The organism is Streptomyces sp. SID14515 (assembly GCF_010548505.1).
GTDB lineage: Bacteria > Actinomycetota > Actinomycetes > Streptomycetales > Streptomycetaceae > Streptomyces > Streptomyces caviscabies.
In genome coordinates this window covers 13069-29910 of record NZ_JAAGMH010000022.1, presented here as the reverse complement: position 1 = coordinate 29910, position 16842 = coordinate 13069, and the positions used below count along the sequence as shown (strand labels likewise).

The window sequence follows — 16842 nt, the reverse complement described above, 5'->3', positions numbered from 1 at the left end:
CGCCCCCGTAACGGAGGACAGGGCTCCGGCCGCTCCGGCGCACGCCCACCGGCCCGCCGCCCCCGCCCCGCCTCAGGGCGCACCACCGCGCGCGGAGGCGCCCCGCGCTCCCTCCGCCTGGGCAGCCCGCGCCCCCGGCTGCGGCTCGTCAGCCTCGGGCTGACGCTGGTCATGCTGGCCTTCGTGGCCCGGCTGCTCCAGGTCCAGGCCGTCGACGCCAGCGCGTACGCGGCCAAGGCCGAGAAGAACCGCTACCTGGAGTACACGGTCGCCGCCGAGCGCGGCGAGATCACCGACCGCAAGGGCGTCGCGCTCGCCACCAGCGTGGACGCGCACAACATCACCGCCGACCCGAAGATGTTCACGCCCGAGGACAGCAAGGCCCCCGACGCGCCCCAGCAGGCCGCCGCCCTGCTCGCCCCGATCCTCGGCAAGGACGTCGACGAGCTCGTCAAGAAGCTCTCGACGCCCAAGTCGCGCTACACCGTCCTCGCCTACCGGCAGACGCCCCAGGTCTGGAAGCAGATCAAGGACCTCAAGTCCGTGTTCGCCGAGAAGGCCTCCGAGGACAAGCTCAAGGGCGGCCCGGGAGCCAACGTCCTGGCCGGTGTCCTCCAGGAGCCCACCACCAAGCGCGTCTACCCCAACGGGGATCTCGCGGCCGGGATACTGGGATTCGTCAGCGACGACGGCAAGGGCGGCGGCGGCCTCGAATCGCAGCTGAACAAGGAACTCGCGGGCGAGGACGGCAAGATCCGCTACGCCCAGGCCGGCGGCCGCCGCGTCCCCACCGCGGGCAGCAGCGAGATCCCGGCCGTCCCCGGCTCCGACGTCGAGCTGACCATCGACCGGGACATCCAGTGGGCCGCCCAGAAGGCCATCAGCGACCAGGTCGCCAAGTCCAAGGCCGACCGCGGCTACGTCATCGTGCAGAACACCAGGACCGGCGAACTGCTGGCCATGGCCAACGCCCCCGGCTACGACCCCAACGACCTCTCCCAGGCCACCTCGGCGTCCCTCGGCAACGCGGCCCTCCAGGACGTGTACGAGCCCGGCTCCACCAGCAAGGTCATGTCGATGGCCGCCGTACTGGAGGAGAAGGCCGCCACGCCCGGCACCCACGTCACCGTCCCCAACCGGCTGCACCGCGGCGACCGGCTCTTCAAGGACGACGTCGACCACCCCACCTGGTACCTCACGCTCAACGGGGTCCTCGCCAAGTCCAGCAACATCGGCACCATCCTGGCGACCGGTCAGCTCGGCAAGACCCAGGCGGAGTCCAACCAGGTCCTCTACGACTACCTGCGCAAGTTCGGCCTCGGCAAGAAGACCGGGCTCGGCTACCCCGGGGAGTCGCCCGGTCTGCTGGCCCACCCGAAGGACTGGTCGACCTCGCAGCAGTACACGATCCCCTTCGGCCAGGGCCTCTCGCTCAACGCCGTCCAGGCCGCCTCGGTCTACTCGACCATCGCCAACGGAGGCGTACGGATCGCCCCCACCCTCGTCCGCGGCACCAAGGGCTCCGACGGGCGCTTCTCCGCCGCCGAGCCCGCCGAGGAGAACCGGGTGGTCAGCGAGAAGACCGCCAAGACCCTGGCGACGATGCTGGAGTCCGTCGTCGACGACCGCGAAGGCACCGGCACCAAGGCCGCCATCCCCGGCTACCGGGTCGCGGGCAAGACCGGCACCGCCAACCGGGTCGACCCCGCCCGCGGCGTCTACAAGGGCTACACCGCCTCCTTCGCGGGCTTCGCGCCCGCCGACAATCCGCAGGTCACCGTCTACTGCGCGATCCAGAACCCCACCAAGGGCAGCTACTTCGGCGGCCAGATCTGCGGCCCGATCTACAAGCAGGTCATGGAGTTCGCGCTCAAGACGCTCCAGACCCCACCGTCCGGCAGCGAGCCGCCCCGGCTGCCGGTGTCCTTCAAGCCCGGCGAGTGAACACGGGGATGCGCGAGCATCTCCTCCAAGGGAACCCTCAGTGACAACCATCACCCCCGATCCCGGGAACCGGAACGAGAACCGCCGGAACCCGGGTGACTCGCTTCGCGAGAGCCCGCACCGGCCCGGTACGCTCACCGCCGTGCCCCACGCTGATCAGTCCCAAACCTCTCAGAAGGACGCGCCTGTGACCTACCCGGGAGCGCCCCGACCGGACCGGCTCCGGCCCACCCCTCTCGGCGAGCTGGCCGACCGGCTCGGCGTCGAAGTGACCGGGTCCGGTGAGATCACCGGCATCACGCACGACTCGCGGGCCGTGCGCCCCGGTGACGTGTACGCGGCCCTGCCCGGCGCCCGCCTCCACGGCGCCGACTTCGCGGCCCAGGCCGCCGGCCTCGGCGCCGCCGCCGTACTCACCGACCCCGCCGGCGCCGAACGCGCCGCCGCCACCGGTCTGCCGGTCCTGGTCACCGGGAACCCGCGCGCCGTGATGGGCGAGCTGGCCGCCGACATCTACGGGCGGCCCGGCATCGGCCTCCTCCAGATCGGCATCACCGGAACCTCCGGCAAGACCACCACCGCCTACCTCGTCGAGGGCGGACTGCGCGCCGCCGGACGGCCCACCGGGCTGATCGGCACCGTCGAGATGCGGATCGGCGACGAGCGCATCAAGTCCGAGCGCACCACCCCCGAAGCCACCGACCTCCAGGCCCTGTTCGCCGTCATGCGCGAACGCGGCGTCGAGGCCGTCGCGATGGAGGTCTCCAGCCACGCCCTGGTGCTCGGCCGGGTCGACGGCTGCGTCTTCGACGTCGCCGTCTTCAACAACCTCAGCCCGGAGCACATGGAGTTCCACTCCGGCATGGAGGACTACTTCCAGGCCAAGGCCCGGCTGTTCACCCCCGAGCGCAGCCACCGCGGCGTCGTGAACTTCGACGACGAGTACGGCCGCAGGCTCATCACCGAGTCCGGGGTGCCGGTCACCAGCTTCTCCGCCGAGGGCCACCCGGACGCCGACTGGCACGCCGAGGACGTCGAGGTCGGACCGCAGGACAGCACCTTCACCGCCGTCGGCCCCAAGGGCGAGCGGATCACCGCCCGCGCCCCGCTGCCCGGCCCGTTCAACGTCGCCAACACCCTCGCCGCGATCGTCACGCTGGCCGTCGCCGGCGTCGACCCGCAGATCGCCGCCGACGGCGTCGCCGCCGTCCCCGGAGTCCCGGGCCGGCTGGAGCGGGTGGACGCCGGACAGCCCTACCTCGCCGTCGTCGACTACGCGCACAAGACCGACGCCGTCGAGTCCGTACTGCGCTCCCTGCGCAAGGTCACCGAGGGCCAGGTGCACATCGTCCTCGGCTGCGGCGGCGACCGCGACACCACCAAACGCGGCCCGATGGGCGCCGCCGCGGCCCGGCTCGCCGACACCGCCGTACTGACCTCCGACAACCCCCGCTCCGAGGACCCCCTCGCGATCCTCGCCGCGATGCTCTCCGGCGCCGCCGAAGTGCCCGTCCACGAGCGCGGTGACGTGCTGGTCGACGCCGACCGCGCCTCGGCCATCGCCGCCGCCGTCGCCCGCGCCGAACCGGGCGACACCGTCCTCGTCGCCGGCAAGGGGCACGAACAGGGCCAGGACATCCACGGGGTGGTACGCCCCTTCGACGACCGCAAGGTCCTGCACGCAGCCATCGAGCGGTCCCTGACGCGCCCCGGCGCCGCGGACCGTGCCCCTCACCACGAGAACAACAGTCAGGGATGACCAAGTGATCACCCTTTCCCTCGCCGAGATCGCCGAAATCGTCGGCGGGCAGTCGTACGACATACCCGATCCGGCAGTCACCGTGACCGGACCCGTCGTCATCGACTCCCGCGAGGTCGTGTCCGGCAGCCTGTTCGCCGCGTTCGCCGGCGAACGGGTCGACGGCCACGACTACGCCCAGCGCGCCGTCGAGGCGGGCGCGGCAGCCGTACTGGCGGCCCGTCCCGTCGGCGTCCCGGCGATCGTCGTGGACGACGTCGTCGGCGCGCTCGGAGCCCTCGCCCGCGCCGTGGTGGAACGCCTCGGCACCACCGTCGTCGGCCTCACCGGATCCGCCGGCAAGACGTCCACCAAGGACCTGATCGCGCAGCTCCTCCAGCGCAAGGGCCCCACCGTCTGGACGCCCGGCTCCCTCAACAACGAGATCGGCCTGCCCATCACGGCGCTGACGGCCACCGCCGAGACCGAGCACCTGGTCCTGGAGATGGGCGCCCGCGGCATCGGCCACATCCACTACCTGGCCGACCTCACCCCGCCCCGCATCGGCCTCGTCCTGAACGTCGGCTCCGCCCACCTCGGCGAGTTCGGCAGCCGGGAGGCCATCGCCCAGGCCAAGGGCGAGCTGGTCGAGGTCCTGCCCGAGGACGGCTGCGCCGTGCTCAACGCGGACGACCCGCTCGTCCGCGCCATGGCCTCGCGCACCAGGGCCCGCGTCCTGCTCTTCGGAGAAGCCCCGGAAGCGGACGTACGGGGCGAGAAGGTCAGGATGACCGCCGACGGGCGGCCCGCGTTCGAGCTCCACACACCCACCGGGTGCAGCGACGTGACCATGCGCCTGTACGGTGAGCACCACGTGTCGAACGCGCTCGCCGCGGCCGCCGTCGCCCATGAGTTGGGCATGTCCGTGACCGAGATCGCCGAGGCGCTCTCGGAGGCGGGCACCCTCTCCCGCTGGCGCATGGAGGTCACCGAGCGTCCGGACGGTGTGACGGTCGTCAACGACGCCTACAACGCGAACCCCGAATCCATGAGAGCCGCACTGCGTGCGCTGGCTGCCATGGGTCAGGCCCGAGGGGCCGACGGGGGGCGCACCTGGGCGGTGCTCGGTCAGATGGCCGAGCTCGGTGACGCGTCGCTCGCCGAGCACGACGCGGTCGGACGGCTCGCCGTCCGGCTCAACGTCAGCAAGCTCGTCGCTGTCGGGGGGAGAGAAGCCTCCTGGCTGCAACTGGGCGCATATAACGAGGGTTCGTGGGGTGAGGAGTCGGTGCACGTGTCCGACGCACAGGCGGCCGTCGACCTGTTGCGCAGTGAACTGCGCCCGGGAGACGTCGTGCTGGTGAAGGCGTCCCGGTCGGTCGGCCTGGAGAAGGTCGCCCTGGCACTGCTGGAGAACTCGACCGAGGGCGAGGTCGCCGGCCGATGAGGCAGATCCTCTTCGCGGGGGCCATCGGGCTCTTTCTGACCCTGGTCGGTACTCCGCTGCTGATCAAGCTGCTGGCCCGCAAGGGCTACGGGCAGTTCATCCGGGACGACGGCCCGCGCACGCACGGCAGCAAGAAGGGCACGCCCACGATGGGCGGCATCGCCTTCATCCTGGCGACCATCGTCGCGTACCTCCTCGCGAAGGTCATCACGGGCGAGGACATCCGCTACTCCGGTCTCCTCGTGCTGTTCCTCATGGCGGGCATGGGCCTCGTCGGCTTCCTCGACGACTACATCAAGATCGTCAAGCAGCGTTCGCTCGGTCTGCGGGCCAAGGCGAAGATGGCCGGACAGCTGATCGTCGGCATCGCCTTCGCGGTGCTCTCGCTCCAGTTCCCCAACTCCATGGAATACACCCCCGCCTCCACCCGGCTCTCGTTCGTCGAGGACTTCGGCTGGTCGATCGGCCCGGTGCTGTTCTGCGTCTGGGCGCTGTTCATGATCCTCGCCATGTCCAACGGCGTGAACCTCACCGACGGCCTCGACGGACTGGCCACCGGCGCCTCGGTGATGGTCTTCGGCGCCTACACCTTCATCGGCCTCTGGCAGTTCCAGGAGTCCTGCGCCAACGCGGACAACCTGACCAACCCGAGCGCCTGTTTCGAGGTACGCGACCCGCTCGACCTCGCCGTCGTCGCCGCCGCGCTGATGGGCGCCTGCTTCGGCTTCCTGTGGTGGAACACCTCGCCCGCCAAGATCTTCATGGGCGACACCGGCTCGCTCGCCCTCGGCGGCGCCCTCGCGGGCCTCGCGATCCTGTCCCGCACCGAGTTCCTGCTCGCCATCCTCGGCGGCCTCTTCGTGATGATCACCATGTCGGTGGTCATCCAGGTCGGTTCGTTCAAGATGACCGGCAAGCGGGTCTTCCGGATGGCGCCGCTCCAGCACCACTTCGAACTCAAGGGGTGGTCCGAAGTCCTTGTCGTGGTCCGCTTCTGGATCATCCAGGGCATGTGCGTGATCGTCGGCCTCGGCCTCTTCTACGCGGGATGGGCAGCCAAGAAGTGAGCACCGTGGACTGGCAGGGCAAGCACGTCACCGTCGCCGGGCTCGGCGTCAGCGGCATTCCCGCCGCCCGCGCCCTGCACGAGCGCGGCGCGCTCGTCACCGTCGTCAACGACGGCGACGACGCACGCGCCCGCGCGCAGGCGGCCGAACTGGAGGCGCTCGGCATCACCGTGCGCCTCGGCGACGGCGCCACCCTGCCGCCGTCCACGGAACTCGTCGTCACCGCCCCCGGCTGGCAGCCGGACAAGCCGCTCTTCCTGGCTGCCGCCGAGGCGGGCGTCCCGGTCTGGGGCGACGTCGAACTGGCCTGGCGACTGCGCGGCGACAACGGCCGCAAGGCCGCGCCCTGGCTCGCCGTCACCGGCACCAACGGCAAGACGACCACCGTGCGCATGCTGGCCTCCATCCTGGAGGCGGCGGGCCTGCGCACCGCGGCCGTCGGCAACATCGGCGTATCGCTGCTGGACGCGGTCCTCGGCGAGAGAGAGTACGACGTCCTCGCCGTCGAACTCTCCAGCTACCAGCTGCACTGGGCGCCCTCGCTGCGCGCCCACTCCGCCGCCGTGCTCAACCTGGCGCCGGACCACCTCGACTGGCACGGCTCGATGGAGGCGTACGCCGCCGACAAGGGCCGCGTCTACGAGGGCAACACGGTCGCCTGCGTCTACAACGTCGCCGACCCGGCCACCGAGGACCTGGTCCGTGAAGCCGACGTCGAGGAGGGCTGCCGGGCCATCGGCTTCACCCTCGGCGCCCCCGGCCCCTCGCAGCTCGGCGTGGTCGACGGCATCCTCGTCGACCGGGCGTTCGTCGCCAACCGCCAGAAGCAGGCCCAGGAGCTGGCCGAGGTCACCGACGTCACCCCGCCGGCCCCGCACAACATCGCCAACGCCCTCGCTGCCGCCGCCCTCGCCCGCGCCTTCGGCGTGGAGCCGGCCGCCGTACGCGACGGACTGCGCGCCTTCCGGCCGGACGCCCACCGCATCGAACACGTCGCGGACATCGGCGAAGTCGCCTACGTGGACGACTCCAAGGCCACCAACACCCACGCCACCGAGGCCTCGCTCGCCGCCTACGACTCCATCGTCTGGATCGCCGGCGGACTGGCCAAGGGCGCCACCTTCGACGAGCTGGTCATCGGCGCGGCGAAGCGGCTGCGCGGCGTCGTACTGATGGGCGCCGACCGGGCGCTGATCCACGAAGCCCTGACGCGACACGCCCCCGAAGTCCCGGTGGTCGACCTCGACCGGACCGACACTGGGGCGATGTCCGAAGCGGTCGCGCAGGCGGCCGCGCTCGCCCGGCCGGGCGATACGGTACTGCTGGCCCCGGCCTGTGCCTCGATGGACATGTTCACCAACTACAACAAGCGGGGCGAGGCGTTCGCGGACGCGGTCCGCGCACGCGCCGACGAGAGCGCCTGACCGACCGGGCCTCCGCGCCCGGGGTCACCGGCCCCGGGCACGAGCAGTGGAGGGGACAGCGACAATGCCGGCCGACGAGAGATTCGCCGTACGGCGGGACCGCGCACGGGCCTCGGTACCCCGCCCCCTCGCGGCGCCCGCACCCTCCGGCGTACCGCTGCCCGCCGGACTCGCCCTGCGCGGACGCCTCGCCACCGGCGCCCGGCGCCCCGAGACACCGCGCGGCTCCGGACGCGGCGGATCGGGCCCCCGCACCCCGCGCTCGGGGCGCGGCGGCGGGCCGCGCCGGACCTACGAGCGGGCACGGCGGGCCTGGGACCGGCCGCTGACCGCCTACTACGTGATCCTCGGCTCCAGCCTCCTGATCACCGTGCTGGGCCTGGTGATGGTCTACTCCGCCTCGATGATCAAGGCGCTGGACATCAGCAAGCCCGCGACGTACTTCTTCGGCAAGCAGTTCCTCGCCGCCGTCATCGGCGGCGGGCTGATGCTGATCGCCGCCCGGATGCCCGTGAAGCTCCACCGGGCGCTGGCCTACCCGATACTGATGGTCACCGTCTTCCTGATGATCCTGGTCCAGGTGCCGGGCATAGGGATGTCGGTCAACGGCAACCAGAACTGGCTCTACCTGGGCGGCCCGTTCCAGCTCCAGCCCAGCGAGTTCGGCAAGCTGGCCCTCATCCTGTGGGGCGCCGACCTGTTGGCCCGCAAGCAGGACAAGCGGTTGCTGACGCAGTGGAAGCACATGCTCGTGCCGCTCGTCCCGGTCGCCTTCATGCTGCTCGGACTGATCATGCTCGGCGGCGACATGGGAACCGCGATCATTCTCACGGCGATCCTGTTCGGTCTGCTCTGGCTGGCCGGCGCCCCCACCCGGCTCTTCGCCGGAGTCCTCGGCTTCGCCGCCGTCCTCGCGTTCCTGCTGATCAGGACCAGCCCCAACCGGATGTCCCGGCTCGCCTGCATGGGCGTGAGCGAACCCGATCCGGAGGGCGGCTGCTGGCAGGCCGCACACGGAATCTATGCTCTGGCGTCCGGCGGATGGTTCGGTTCCGGGCTGGGTGCGAGTGTGGAAAAATGGGGTCAACTCCCGGAACCCCACACCGACTTCATCTTCGCGATCACCGGTGAGGAACTGGGTCTGGCGGGGACGCTGTCCGTGCTCGCCCTGTTCGCGGCTCTAGGCTATGCGGGTATCCGCGTGGCCGGACGCACGGAGGACCCCTTCGTGAGGTATGCCGCGGGAGGCGTGACCACGTGGATCACGGCCCAGGCCGTGATCAACATCGGTGCGGTGCTCGGCCTGTTGCCGATCGCCGGGGTTCCGCTCCCGCTGTTCTCCTACGGGGGGTCGGCCCTGCTGCCGACGATGTTCGCGGTCGGGCTGATGATCGCCTTCGCACGGGAGGACCCCGCCGCGAAGGCGGCCCTGGCCATGCGGAAGCCCGGGGTGAGATGGAAGACGATGAGACGGCGCGTCAAGAAGCGTTCGTCCGGAGAGCGGTGAATTTCGGTGCATGTCGTACTCGCCGGCGGGGGGACCGCCGGACACATCGAGCCCGCGCTTGCCCTCGCAGACGCCCTGCGCAGGCAGGACCCGACCGTGGGAATCACTGCCCTCGGCACGGAACGCGGACTGGAGACCAGGCTCGTGCCCGAGCGGGGGTACGAGCTGGCGCTCATCCCCGCCGTCCCGCTGCCCCGTAAGCCCACGCCCGAACTGATCACCGTCCCGGGCCGGCTGCGCGGCACCATCAAGGCGGCCGAGCAGATCCTGGAGCGCACCAAGGCGGACTGCGTGGTCGGCTTCGGCGGCTACGTCGCGCTGCCCGGCTATCTGGCCGCCAAGCGGGCCGGTGTGCCGATCGTGGTCCACGAGGCCAACGCCCGCCCGGGCCTGGCCAACAAGATCGGTTCGCGGTACGCCCACGGGGTCGCCGTCTCCACCCCGGACAGCAAGCTGCGCGGCGCCCGCTACATCGGCATCCCGCTGCGCCGCACCATCGCCACCCTGGACCGCGCCCGGGTCCGCCCGGAGGCCCGCGCCTCCTTCGGCCTCGACCCCAACCTGCCCACGCTGCTGGTCTCCGGCGGCTCGCAGGGCGCGCGCCACCTCAACGAGGTCGTCCAGCGGGTCGCGCCGCTGCTCCAGCGCTCCGGGATCCAGATCCTCCATGTGGTCGGCCCGAAGAACGAATTGCCGCGGATCGACAACATGCCCGGAATGCCGCCCTACATCCCGGTACCGTACGTGGACCGGATGGACCTCGCGTACGCCGCGGCCGACATGATGCTCTGCCGCGCCGGCGCGATGACCGTCGCCGAACTCTCCGCTGTTGGGCTCCCCGCCGCCTACGTCCCGCTGCCCATCGGCAACGGCGAACAGCGGCTCAACGCCCAGCCGGTGGTCAACGCCGGCGGCGGCCTGCTGGTGGACGACGCGGCGCTCACCCCGGAATGGGTGCAGGGCAACGTCCTGCCGGTACTGTCGGACCCCCACCGGCTGTACGAAATGTCCCGCGCCGCGGCCGAGTTCGGCCGGCGCGACGCCGACGACCTGCTCGTCGGCATGGTGTACGAAGCGATCGCCGCACGCCGCTAGGCGTACGGCGCGATGCGGTGCGGACCCGGGGCGGGCGTCCCGGGTCCGGCGAAGGAGCGAGCGTGGCCGGACCGACGACCGCCCAGCGCGGCGCACCCGGGCGGGCGGACACCTCCGCCCGCCCGCCGCACATCGGCCCCGAGGGGCCCCGGATCAGCCGCCGTCTGCTGCTGATCCTCATCGGCGTCGCGGCCGCCCTGCTCGCCGCGTTCGTGGTCTGGGTGCTCTACGGCTCCTCCTGGCTCCGCGTCGAGAAGGTCACCACGAGCGGCGTCGAGGTCCTGACCCGCGAAGAAGTGGAAGCGGTTGCCGCCACTCCGATCGGCGCCCCGCTGGTCTCCGTGGACACCGACGCCATGGAGCGCCGGTTGCGCCAGAAGTTGCCTCGTATCGACACAGTTGATGTCGTTCGGTCCTGGCCGCACGGAATCGGCCTTAAGGTGACCGAACGGAAGCCGGTCCTGCTCGTCGAGAAGGACGGCAAGTTCGTGGAAGTGGATGCCGAGGGCGTGCGCTTCGCCACCGTGGACAAGGCGCCGAAGGGCGTGCCCCTGCTGGAGCTGACTCCCGAACCGTCCGCGAGCCTTCGCCGTTTCGGCGGTGACCGTCTGTTGCGGGAAGCGGTCCGGGTGGCCGGCGACCTTCCGGCGGGCGTCGCCCGGGACACCGAGGCCGTCCGGGTCACCTCGTACGACGCGATCTCCTTGCTGCTCACCCGGGATCGTGTGGTGACCTGGGGGAGCGGCGAGGACGGGCCGGTGAAGGCACGTGTGCTCGGCGCGCTCATGAAAGCCGCCCCCAAAGCGGGACACTTCGACGTAAGCGCTCCCACCGCCCCGGCGGTATCGGCGAGTTGACGGGTATTTGTGCTGGCCAGCACCCTGGTTGGTCAGCGCTACGGGTGATCACATAGGGTGAAAAGAAAAACGGGAGGTTCGGCGTGTTCGTTGAACGTGCGCCACTTGTCGACTTAGTGTCCTGTTCGGAAGAGTCCAGGAAGCAGACACACTGGTAACCCTAAACTTCAACGTTAGGGTTTGGGTCGGCGTTCGGACCGTCCCCATCGACATCAGTCGTCGCCGCGGGGCCACCGCAGAGCGACGACACGTAACTCGAGGCGAGAGGCCTTCGACGTGGCAGCACCGCAGAACTACCTCGCAGTCATCAAGGTCATCGGTGTCGGCGGCGGTGGTGTCAATGCCATCAACCGAATGATCGAGGTCGGTCTCAAGGGCGTCGAGTTCATCGCGATCAACACGGATGCACAAGCCCTGTTGATGAGCGACGCCGACGTCAAGCTCGACGTCGGCCGCGAACTCACCCGGGGCCTCGGCGCCGGGGCGAACCCGGCCGTCGGTCGTAAGGCGGCAGAGGACCACCGTGAGGAGATCGAGGAGGTCCTCAAGGGGGCCGACATGGTCTTCGTCACCGCCGGAGAGGGCGGCGGCACCGGCACCGGCGGCGCACCCGTCGTCGCCAACATCGCGCGCTCGCTCGGCGCCCTGACGATCGGCGTGGTCACCCGCCCGTTCACCTTCGAGGGCCGGCGACGCGCGAACCAGGCGGAGGACGGCATCGCCGAACTCCGCGAAGAGGTCGACACCCTCATCGTCATTCCCAACGACCGCCTGCTGTCCATCTCGGACCGCCAGGTCAGCGTGCTCGACGCGTTCAAGTCGGCCGACCAGGTGCTGCTCTCGGGTGTCCAGGGCATCACCGACCTCATCACCACCCCGGGTCTGATCAACCTCGACTTCGCCGACGTCAAGTCGGTCATGTCCGAGGCCGGATCGGCGCTCATGGGCATCGGCTCGGCGCGCGGCGACGACCGCGCGGTGGCGGCCGCGGAGATGGCGATCTCCTCGCCCCTCCTGGAAGCCTCCATCGACGGCGCCCGCGGTGTCCTGCTCTCCATCTCCGGCGGCAGCGACCTCGGTCTCTTCGAGATCAACGAGGCCGCCCAGCTGGTGAGCGAGGCGGCACACCCCGAGGCCAACATCATCTTCGGCGCCGTCATCGACGACGCCCTGGGCGACGAGGTACGGGTCACCGTGATCGCCGCGGGCTTCGACGGCGGACAGCCGCCGGCCCGCCGGGAGAACGTCCTCGGCGCCAACAGCAACAAGCGCGAGGAGCCGGCCGCCCCGGCCAGGTCCTCCGTCGAGTCCGCACGTCCGACGGGCGGACTCGGTTCCGTACCTCCGCGCGAGGAGAGCCCGGCCCCGGCCGAGCCCGCCCCCGCGTCGGCTTCGAGCGAGAGCGCGCTGCCGCAGGTCTCTCCGCCGCACGTCCCGCCGGCCCGTCCCTACCAGGACGCCCAGGCCGAAGAGCTGGACGTACCGGACTTCTTGAAGTGATAGGTCAGCATCGGGCGGCACCCGTCACGGGCAGCGCTCATTTCGCCTTCACCGATCGGTGGGGCGGGGTGAGCGCCGCTCCGTACGGTGAACTCAACCTCGGCGGCGCGGTCGGTGACGACCCCGCCGCCGTCGGCGCGAACCGCGAGCGCGCGGCCCGCGACCTCGGCATCGACCCGGCCCGCGTCGTCTGGATGAACCAGGTGCACGGCCGGGACGTCGCGGTGGTGGACGGGCCCTGGGGCGCGGACGCGGAGATCCCGGCCGTGGACGCGGTGGTGACCGCCCGGCGCGGGCTGCCGCTCGCGGTCCTCACCGCCGACTGCACCCCCGTGCTGCTCGCCGACCCGGTCGCCGGAGTCGTCGGAGCGGCGCACGCCGGGCGGCCGGGCCTGGTCGCCGGAGTCGTGCCGGCGGCGGTCGAGGCGATGGTCGCGCTCGGCGCACGACCCTCCCGGATCACCGCGCACACCGGACCGGCCGTCTGCGGACGGTGCTACGAAGTGCCCGACGCGATGCGGGCCGAGGTCGCCGAGGCCGTCCCCGGCACCTGGTCCGAGACCAGCTGGGGAACGCCGGCGGTGGATGTCACCGGCGGAGTCCACGCCCAGCTCGCCGCCCTCGGGGTGACGGACCGGCACTCCTCGCCGTACTGCACCCTGGAATCGGGCGACCACTTCTCGTACCGCCGCGACCGCACCACCGGGCGGCTCGCCGGATATGTCTGGTTGGACTGATAGGGCATGACGGATCGTAAGGCTCAACTCGCCGCGAATCTGGCACAGGTGGAGGAAAGGATTGCCTCTTCCTGCGCCGCCGCCGGTCGCAAGCGCGAGGAAGTGACCCTGATCGTGGTCACCAAGACCTATCCCGCGAGCGATGTGCGGATCCTGCATGAACTCGGTGTGCGCCATGTCGCGGAGAATCGTGACCAGGACGCGGCCCCCAAAGCCACCGCTTGTGCGGATCTTTCGCTGACATGGCACTTTGTCGGACAATTGCAGACGAACAAGGTTCGTTCTGTGACCAGTTATGCCGATGTCGTGCAGTCGGTGGACCGCGCCAAGCTGGTCACCGCCCTCTCCGCCGCCGCGGTGCGCGGGGAGCGCGAACTCGGCTGTCTGATCCAGGTCGCCCTGGACGCGGAGAGCGGCGAGCGCAGTGAGCGCGGCGGCGTCGCGCCGGACGGGGTCGAGGAGTTGGCGGCGGCGATCGGCGCGGCTCCCGGGCTCCGGCTCGACGGTCTGATGACCGTGGCGCCGCTGGCCGGGGAGTACGCCGGCCGGCAACGGGCCGCGTTCGACCGGCTGATGGAAATCTCATCCCGCCTGCGCGCCGGTCATCCGGCTGCGAACATGGTCTCCGCAGGTATGAGCGGGGACCTGGAGGACGCGGTGGCGGCCGGAGCGACACATGTACGCGTCGGTACGGCGGTACTCGGAGTCCGACCCCGGCTCGGGTAACGTCGCGAAGCAAGTCGGACCACAGCAGAAAATATGGTCATTACCGCTCACAGCGGACAGACCACAGTGGATCGCGGGCACTTGGTGACGAATGCCGATCCACCACAGAGCGGAGGACTCGGAGCATGGCCGGCGCGATGCGCAAGATGGCGGTCTACCTCGGCCTCGTGGAGGACGATGGGTACGACGGTCCGGGGTTCGACCCCGATGACGAATTCGAACCTGAGCCGGAGCCCGAGCGCGACCGGCGGCGGCATCAGCCCCCGCACCAGGTGGAGCGCGAACGTGAGCGGGATCGCGAGCGGGAGCGCGAAAGGGACGAACCGGTACGAGTGGTGCAACCACCCGCCCAGCGCGAGCCGGTTCAGCTCCCCGCGGAAAGCGGGCGACCCGCCCGAATCGCCCCCGTGGCATCCATCACACCTGAACGCCCGAACATGGAGAAGAACGCACCGGTGATCATGCCCAAGGTCGTGTCCGAGCGGGAGCCGTACCGCATCACCACGCTGCACCCCAGGACCTACAACGAGGCCCGTACCATCGGGGAACACTTCCGTGAGGGCACTCCGGTGATCATGAATCTCACGGAGATGGACGATACGGACGCGAAGCGACTTGTCGACTTTGCCGCGGGACTCGTCTTCGGTCTCCATGGCAGCATTGAACGCGTGACGCAGAAGGTGTTCCTGTTGTCGCCTGCTAACGTCGATGTCACGGCGGAGGACAAGGCCCGCATCGCAGAGGGCGGATTCTTCAACCAGAGCTGAGAACACGACACCGGGAACAACCCGGCCGAGAGGCCGGTGCCGGCCGCGAGGCCGGAGCTACGAGAGCCAGGGGAGAGGGAAGCGCGGGACATGGGCGTCGCACTGGATGTGGTCTATATCGCGCTGATGTGTTTCCTCATCGTGCTGATCTTCCGGCTGGTCATGGACTATGTCTTCCAGTTCGCACGTTCATGGCAACCCGGCAAGGCGATGGTGGTCGTACTTGAGGCCACCTACACTGTCACCGATCCACCGCTCAAGCTTCTGCGGCGATTCATCCCGCCGCTGCGTCTCGGGGGCGTGGCACTCGACCTGTCCTTCTTCGTTCTGATGATCATCGTCTACATCCTGATCAGCGTTGTGGTCAGGTTGTGAGCGATACGGTCTTGCCGACTGCCGACGACTACGTAGAGGTGAAGAAGAGATGCCGTTGACCCCCGAGGACGTGCGGAACAAGCAGTTCACGACCGTCCGCCTCCGAGAAGGCTATGACGAGGACGAGGTCGATGCCTTTCTAGACGAGGTCGAATCGGAGCTGACCCGTCTGCTCCGTGAGAACGAGGACCTGCGCGCCAAGCTGGCCGCCGCGACGCGTGCCGCCGCGCAGAACCAGCAGCAGCAACAGCAGCAGGGCATGCGCAAGCCTCCGGAGCAGCAGGACCGCCCGGGTGCGCCCGTCCCCGCCGCCATATCCGGACCGCCGCAGCAGCAGCAGCCCCCGCAGATGGGTCCGCCCCAGCTGCCCGGTGGCGCGCCGCAGCTGCCCGCAGGTCCCAGTGGCCACGGCCCCCAGGGCGGCCACGGTCCCGGTCCGCAGGGCCCGCACGGCCCCGGCCCGATGCAGGGCGGTCCCATGGGTGGCCCGATGGGCGGTCCCATGGGTCAGCACCCCCAGCAGCAGCAGATGCAGCAGATGCAGCCGCCGCAGATGCAGCAGCAGGGGCAGGGCCCCGGTGGCGACAGCGCCGCCCGTGTCCTCTCGCTCGCCCAGCAGACCGCCGACCAGGCGATCGCGGAGGCCCGTTCCGAGGCCAACAAGATCGTCGGCGAGGCGCGCAGCCGTGCCGAGGGCCTGGAGCGCGACGCGCGCGCCAAGGCCGACGCCCTGGAGCGGGACGCGCAGGAGAAGCACCGCGTGGCGATGGGCTCGCTGGAGTCGGCCCGCGCGACGCTGGAGCGCAAGGTCGAGGACCTGCGTGGCTTCGAGCGCGAGTACCGCACGCGGCTGAAGTCCTACCTGGAGAGCCAGCTGCGTCAGCTGGAGACCCAGGCGGACGACTCGCTCGCCCCGCCGCGGACTCCGGCGACCGCTTCGCTGCCGCCGTCCCCCTCGCTGGCTCCGGCCGGTGCGGGTGCGATGGGTCACTCCATGGGCGGCTCCAACCACGGTGGCCACGGCGGCCAGCAGATGGGTGGCGGCCAGTCCATGGGCGGTGCGCCGTCCTACGGCGGTCAGCAGCAGATGTCGCCCGCGATGACGCAGCCGATGGCGCCGGTGCGGCCGCAGGCGCCGCAGCCGATGCAGCAGGCGCCTTCGCCGATGCGTGGGTTCCTGATCGACGAGGACGACAACTGAGCGGTATGCGCTCGCTGAGCGCGTAGCCGTCGGCAGGCAAAGGGCCGGGCCCCGGGTTTTCCCCGGGGCCCGGCCCTTTGCCGTGGGCGGGGGCCGCGGTGCCGGGGTGGGTGCGGTGCGCCTGCGGCGAGCTGTTCCCCTACCCGCCCCTTCCCGAAACCGGGGCGCTGCCCCGGGCCCCCTCTTGTCCTCAAGCGCCGGACGGGCTGGATTCCGGGGCTGCGGCCCGGGCCTCCTCTTGTCCTCAAGCGCCGGACGGGCTGAGTTTCGGGGCTCCGCCCCGGACCCCGCTCCTCAATCGCCGGAGGGGCTGGGTTTTGCCGGGCGTCGTCTGCATGCGCGGCGGAGGGCATATCCAGCCCGTCCGGCGATTGAGGACATCTTGTAGCCTCTCCGGCGCTTGAGGAGAGATGGCCTCGCCGCTGGCGTTTGAGGCGCGGGGTACGGGGAAGGGCCC

The 16842-nt window shown here is 70.6% G+C and carries 14 protein-coding genes; all 14 read left to right on the top strand.

Going from position 1 to position 16842, the window contains the following annotated elements; all coding sequences use genetic code 11:
• On the top strand, window positions 1-1944 hold a 1944-nt coding region (locus G3I54_RS03975), incomplete at its 5' end, for a penicillin-binding protein 2 (RefSeq protein WP_275407909.1).
• Window positions 1945-2131: 187 nt separating this feature from the next.
• The gene (locus G3I54_RS03970; protein ID WP_343240264.1) at window positions 2132-3703 is read left to right on the top strand and encodes a UDP-N-acetylmuramoyl-L-alanyl-D-glutamate--2,6-diaminopimelate ligase; all 1572 of its coding nucleotides are present in this window, start codon (window positions 2132-2134) and stop codon (window positions 3701-3703) included.
• 4 nt (window positions 3704-3707) lie between these two features.
• Window positions 3708-5129, top strand: a complete 1422-nt coding sequence (gene murF, locus G3I54_RS03965) for a UDP-N-acetylmuramoyl-tripeptide--D-alanyl-D-alanine ligase (protein WP_164611132.1) — start codon at window positions 3708-3710, stop codon at window positions 5127-5129.
• Window positions 5126-6196 carry a phospho-N-acetylmuramoyl-pentapeptide-transferase gene (gene mraY, locus G3I54_RS03960; RefSeq protein ID WP_137232675.1) on the top strand — a complete coding sequence of 357 codons (1071 nt, stop codon included), beginning with the start codon at window positions 5126-5128 and terminating at the stop codon, window positions 6194-6196. Before murF ends, mraY begins: the two co-directional genes overlap by 4 nt.
• Window positions 6178-7620 carry a UDP-N-acetylmuramoyl-L-alanine--D-glutamate ligase gene (gene murD, locus G3I54_RS03955; protein ID WP_203685487.1) on the top strand — a complete coding sequence of 481 codons (1443 nt, stop codon included), beginning with the start codon at window positions 6178-6180 and terminating at the stop codon, window positions 7618-7620. The genes mraY and murD overlap by 19 nt, the downstream gene beginning before the upstream one ends.
• A gap of 64 nt (window positions 7621-7684) precedes the next feature.
• Window positions 7685-9127 (top strand): putative lipid II flippase FtsW, encoded by a 1443-nt coding sequence (gene ftsW / locus G3I54_RS03950; protein WP_239144217.1) that lies wholly within the window; start codon window positions 7685-7687, stop codon window positions 9125-9127.
• 6 nt (window positions 9128-9133) lie between these two features.
• The gene (gene murG / locus G3I54_RS03945; RefSeq protein ID WP_007451369.1) at window positions 9134-10222 is read left to right on the top strand and encodes an undecaprenyldiphospho-muramoylpentapeptide beta-N-acetylglucosaminyltransferase; all 1089 of its coding nucleotides are present in this window, start codon (window positions 9134-9136) and stop codon (window positions 10220-10222) included.
• 62 nt (window positions 10223-10284) lie between these two features.
• Complete coding sequence (locus G3I54_RS03940; RefSeq protein WP_164611130.1) at window positions 10285-11079, top strand: FtsQ-type POTRA domain-containing protein; 795 nt, start codon at window positions 10285-10287, stop codon at window positions 11077-11079.
• 276 nt (window positions 11080-11355) lie between these two features.
• On the top strand, window positions 11356-12579 hold the full coding sequence (ftsZ, locus tag G3I54_RS03935) for a cell division protein FtsZ (protein ID WP_164611128.1): 1224 nt from the start codon (window positions 11356-11358) through the stop codon (window positions 12577-12579).
• Window positions 12576-13316, top strand: coding sequence for a peptidoglycan editing factor PgeF (gene pgeF, locus G3I54_RS03930; protein WP_164611126.1), 741 nt, complete (start codon window positions 12576-12578; stop codon window positions 13314-13316). Before ftsZ ends, pgeF begins: the two co-directional genes overlap by 4 nt.
• A gap of 6 nt (window positions 13317-13322) precedes the next feature.
• The gene (locus G3I54_RS03925) at window positions 13323-14042 is read left to right on the top strand and encodes a YggS family pyridoxal phosphate-dependent enzyme (RefSeq protein ID WP_164611124.1); all 720 of its coding nucleotides are present in this window, start codon (window positions 13323-13325) and stop codon (window positions 14040-14042) included.
• A 125-nt stretch (window positions 14043-14167) separates the two neighbouring features.
• Entirely contained in the window at window positions 14168-14809 is a 642-nt protein-coding gene (gene sepF / locus G3I54_RS03920) for a cell division protein SepF (RefSeq protein WP_030086685.1), read from the top strand.
• Between the two features lie 90 nt (window positions 14810-14899).
• Window positions 14900-15184, top strand: a complete 285-nt coding sequence (locus G3I54_RS03915; RefSeq protein WP_006123846.1) for a YggT family protein — start codon at window positions 14900-14902, stop codon at window positions 15182-15184.
• Window positions 15185-15233: 49 nt separating this feature from the next.
• On the top strand, window positions 15234-16385 hold the full coding sequence (locus G3I54_RS03910) for a DivIVA domain-containing protein (RefSeq protein WP_164611122.1): 1152 nt from the start codon (window positions 15234-15236) through the stop codon (window positions 16383-16385).
• Window positions 16386-16842 lie beyond the last annotated feature (457 nt).

Coding starts and splice junctions, on each gene's coding strand:
- mraY (WP_137232675.1), top strand. CDS start 5,126: ATGAGGCAGATCCTCTTCGCGGGGGCCATCGGGCTCTTTCTGACCCTG.
- murD (WP_203685487.1), top strand. CDS start 6,178: ATGGGCAGCCAAGAAGTGAGCACCGTGGACTGGCAGGGCAAGCACGTC.
- ftsW (WP_239144217.1), top strand. CDS start 7,685: ATGCCGGCCGACGAGAGATTCGCCGTACGGCGGGACCGCGCACGGGCC.
- G3I54_RS03925 (WP_164611124.1), top strand. CDS start 13,323: ATGACGGATCGTAAGGCTCAACTCGCCGCGAATCTGGCACAGGTGGAG.
- sepF (WP_030086685.1), top strand. CDS start 14,168: ATGGCCGGCGCGATGCGCAAGATGGCGGTCTACCTCGGCCTCGTGGAG.
- G3I54_RS03915 (WP_006123846.1), top strand. CDS start 14,900: ATGGGCGTCGCACTGGATGTGGTCTATATCGCGCTGATGTGTTTCCTC.
- G3I54_RS03910 (WP_164611122.1), top strand. CDS start 15,234: ATGCCGTTGACCCCCGAGGACGTGCGGAACAAGCAGTTCACGACCGTC.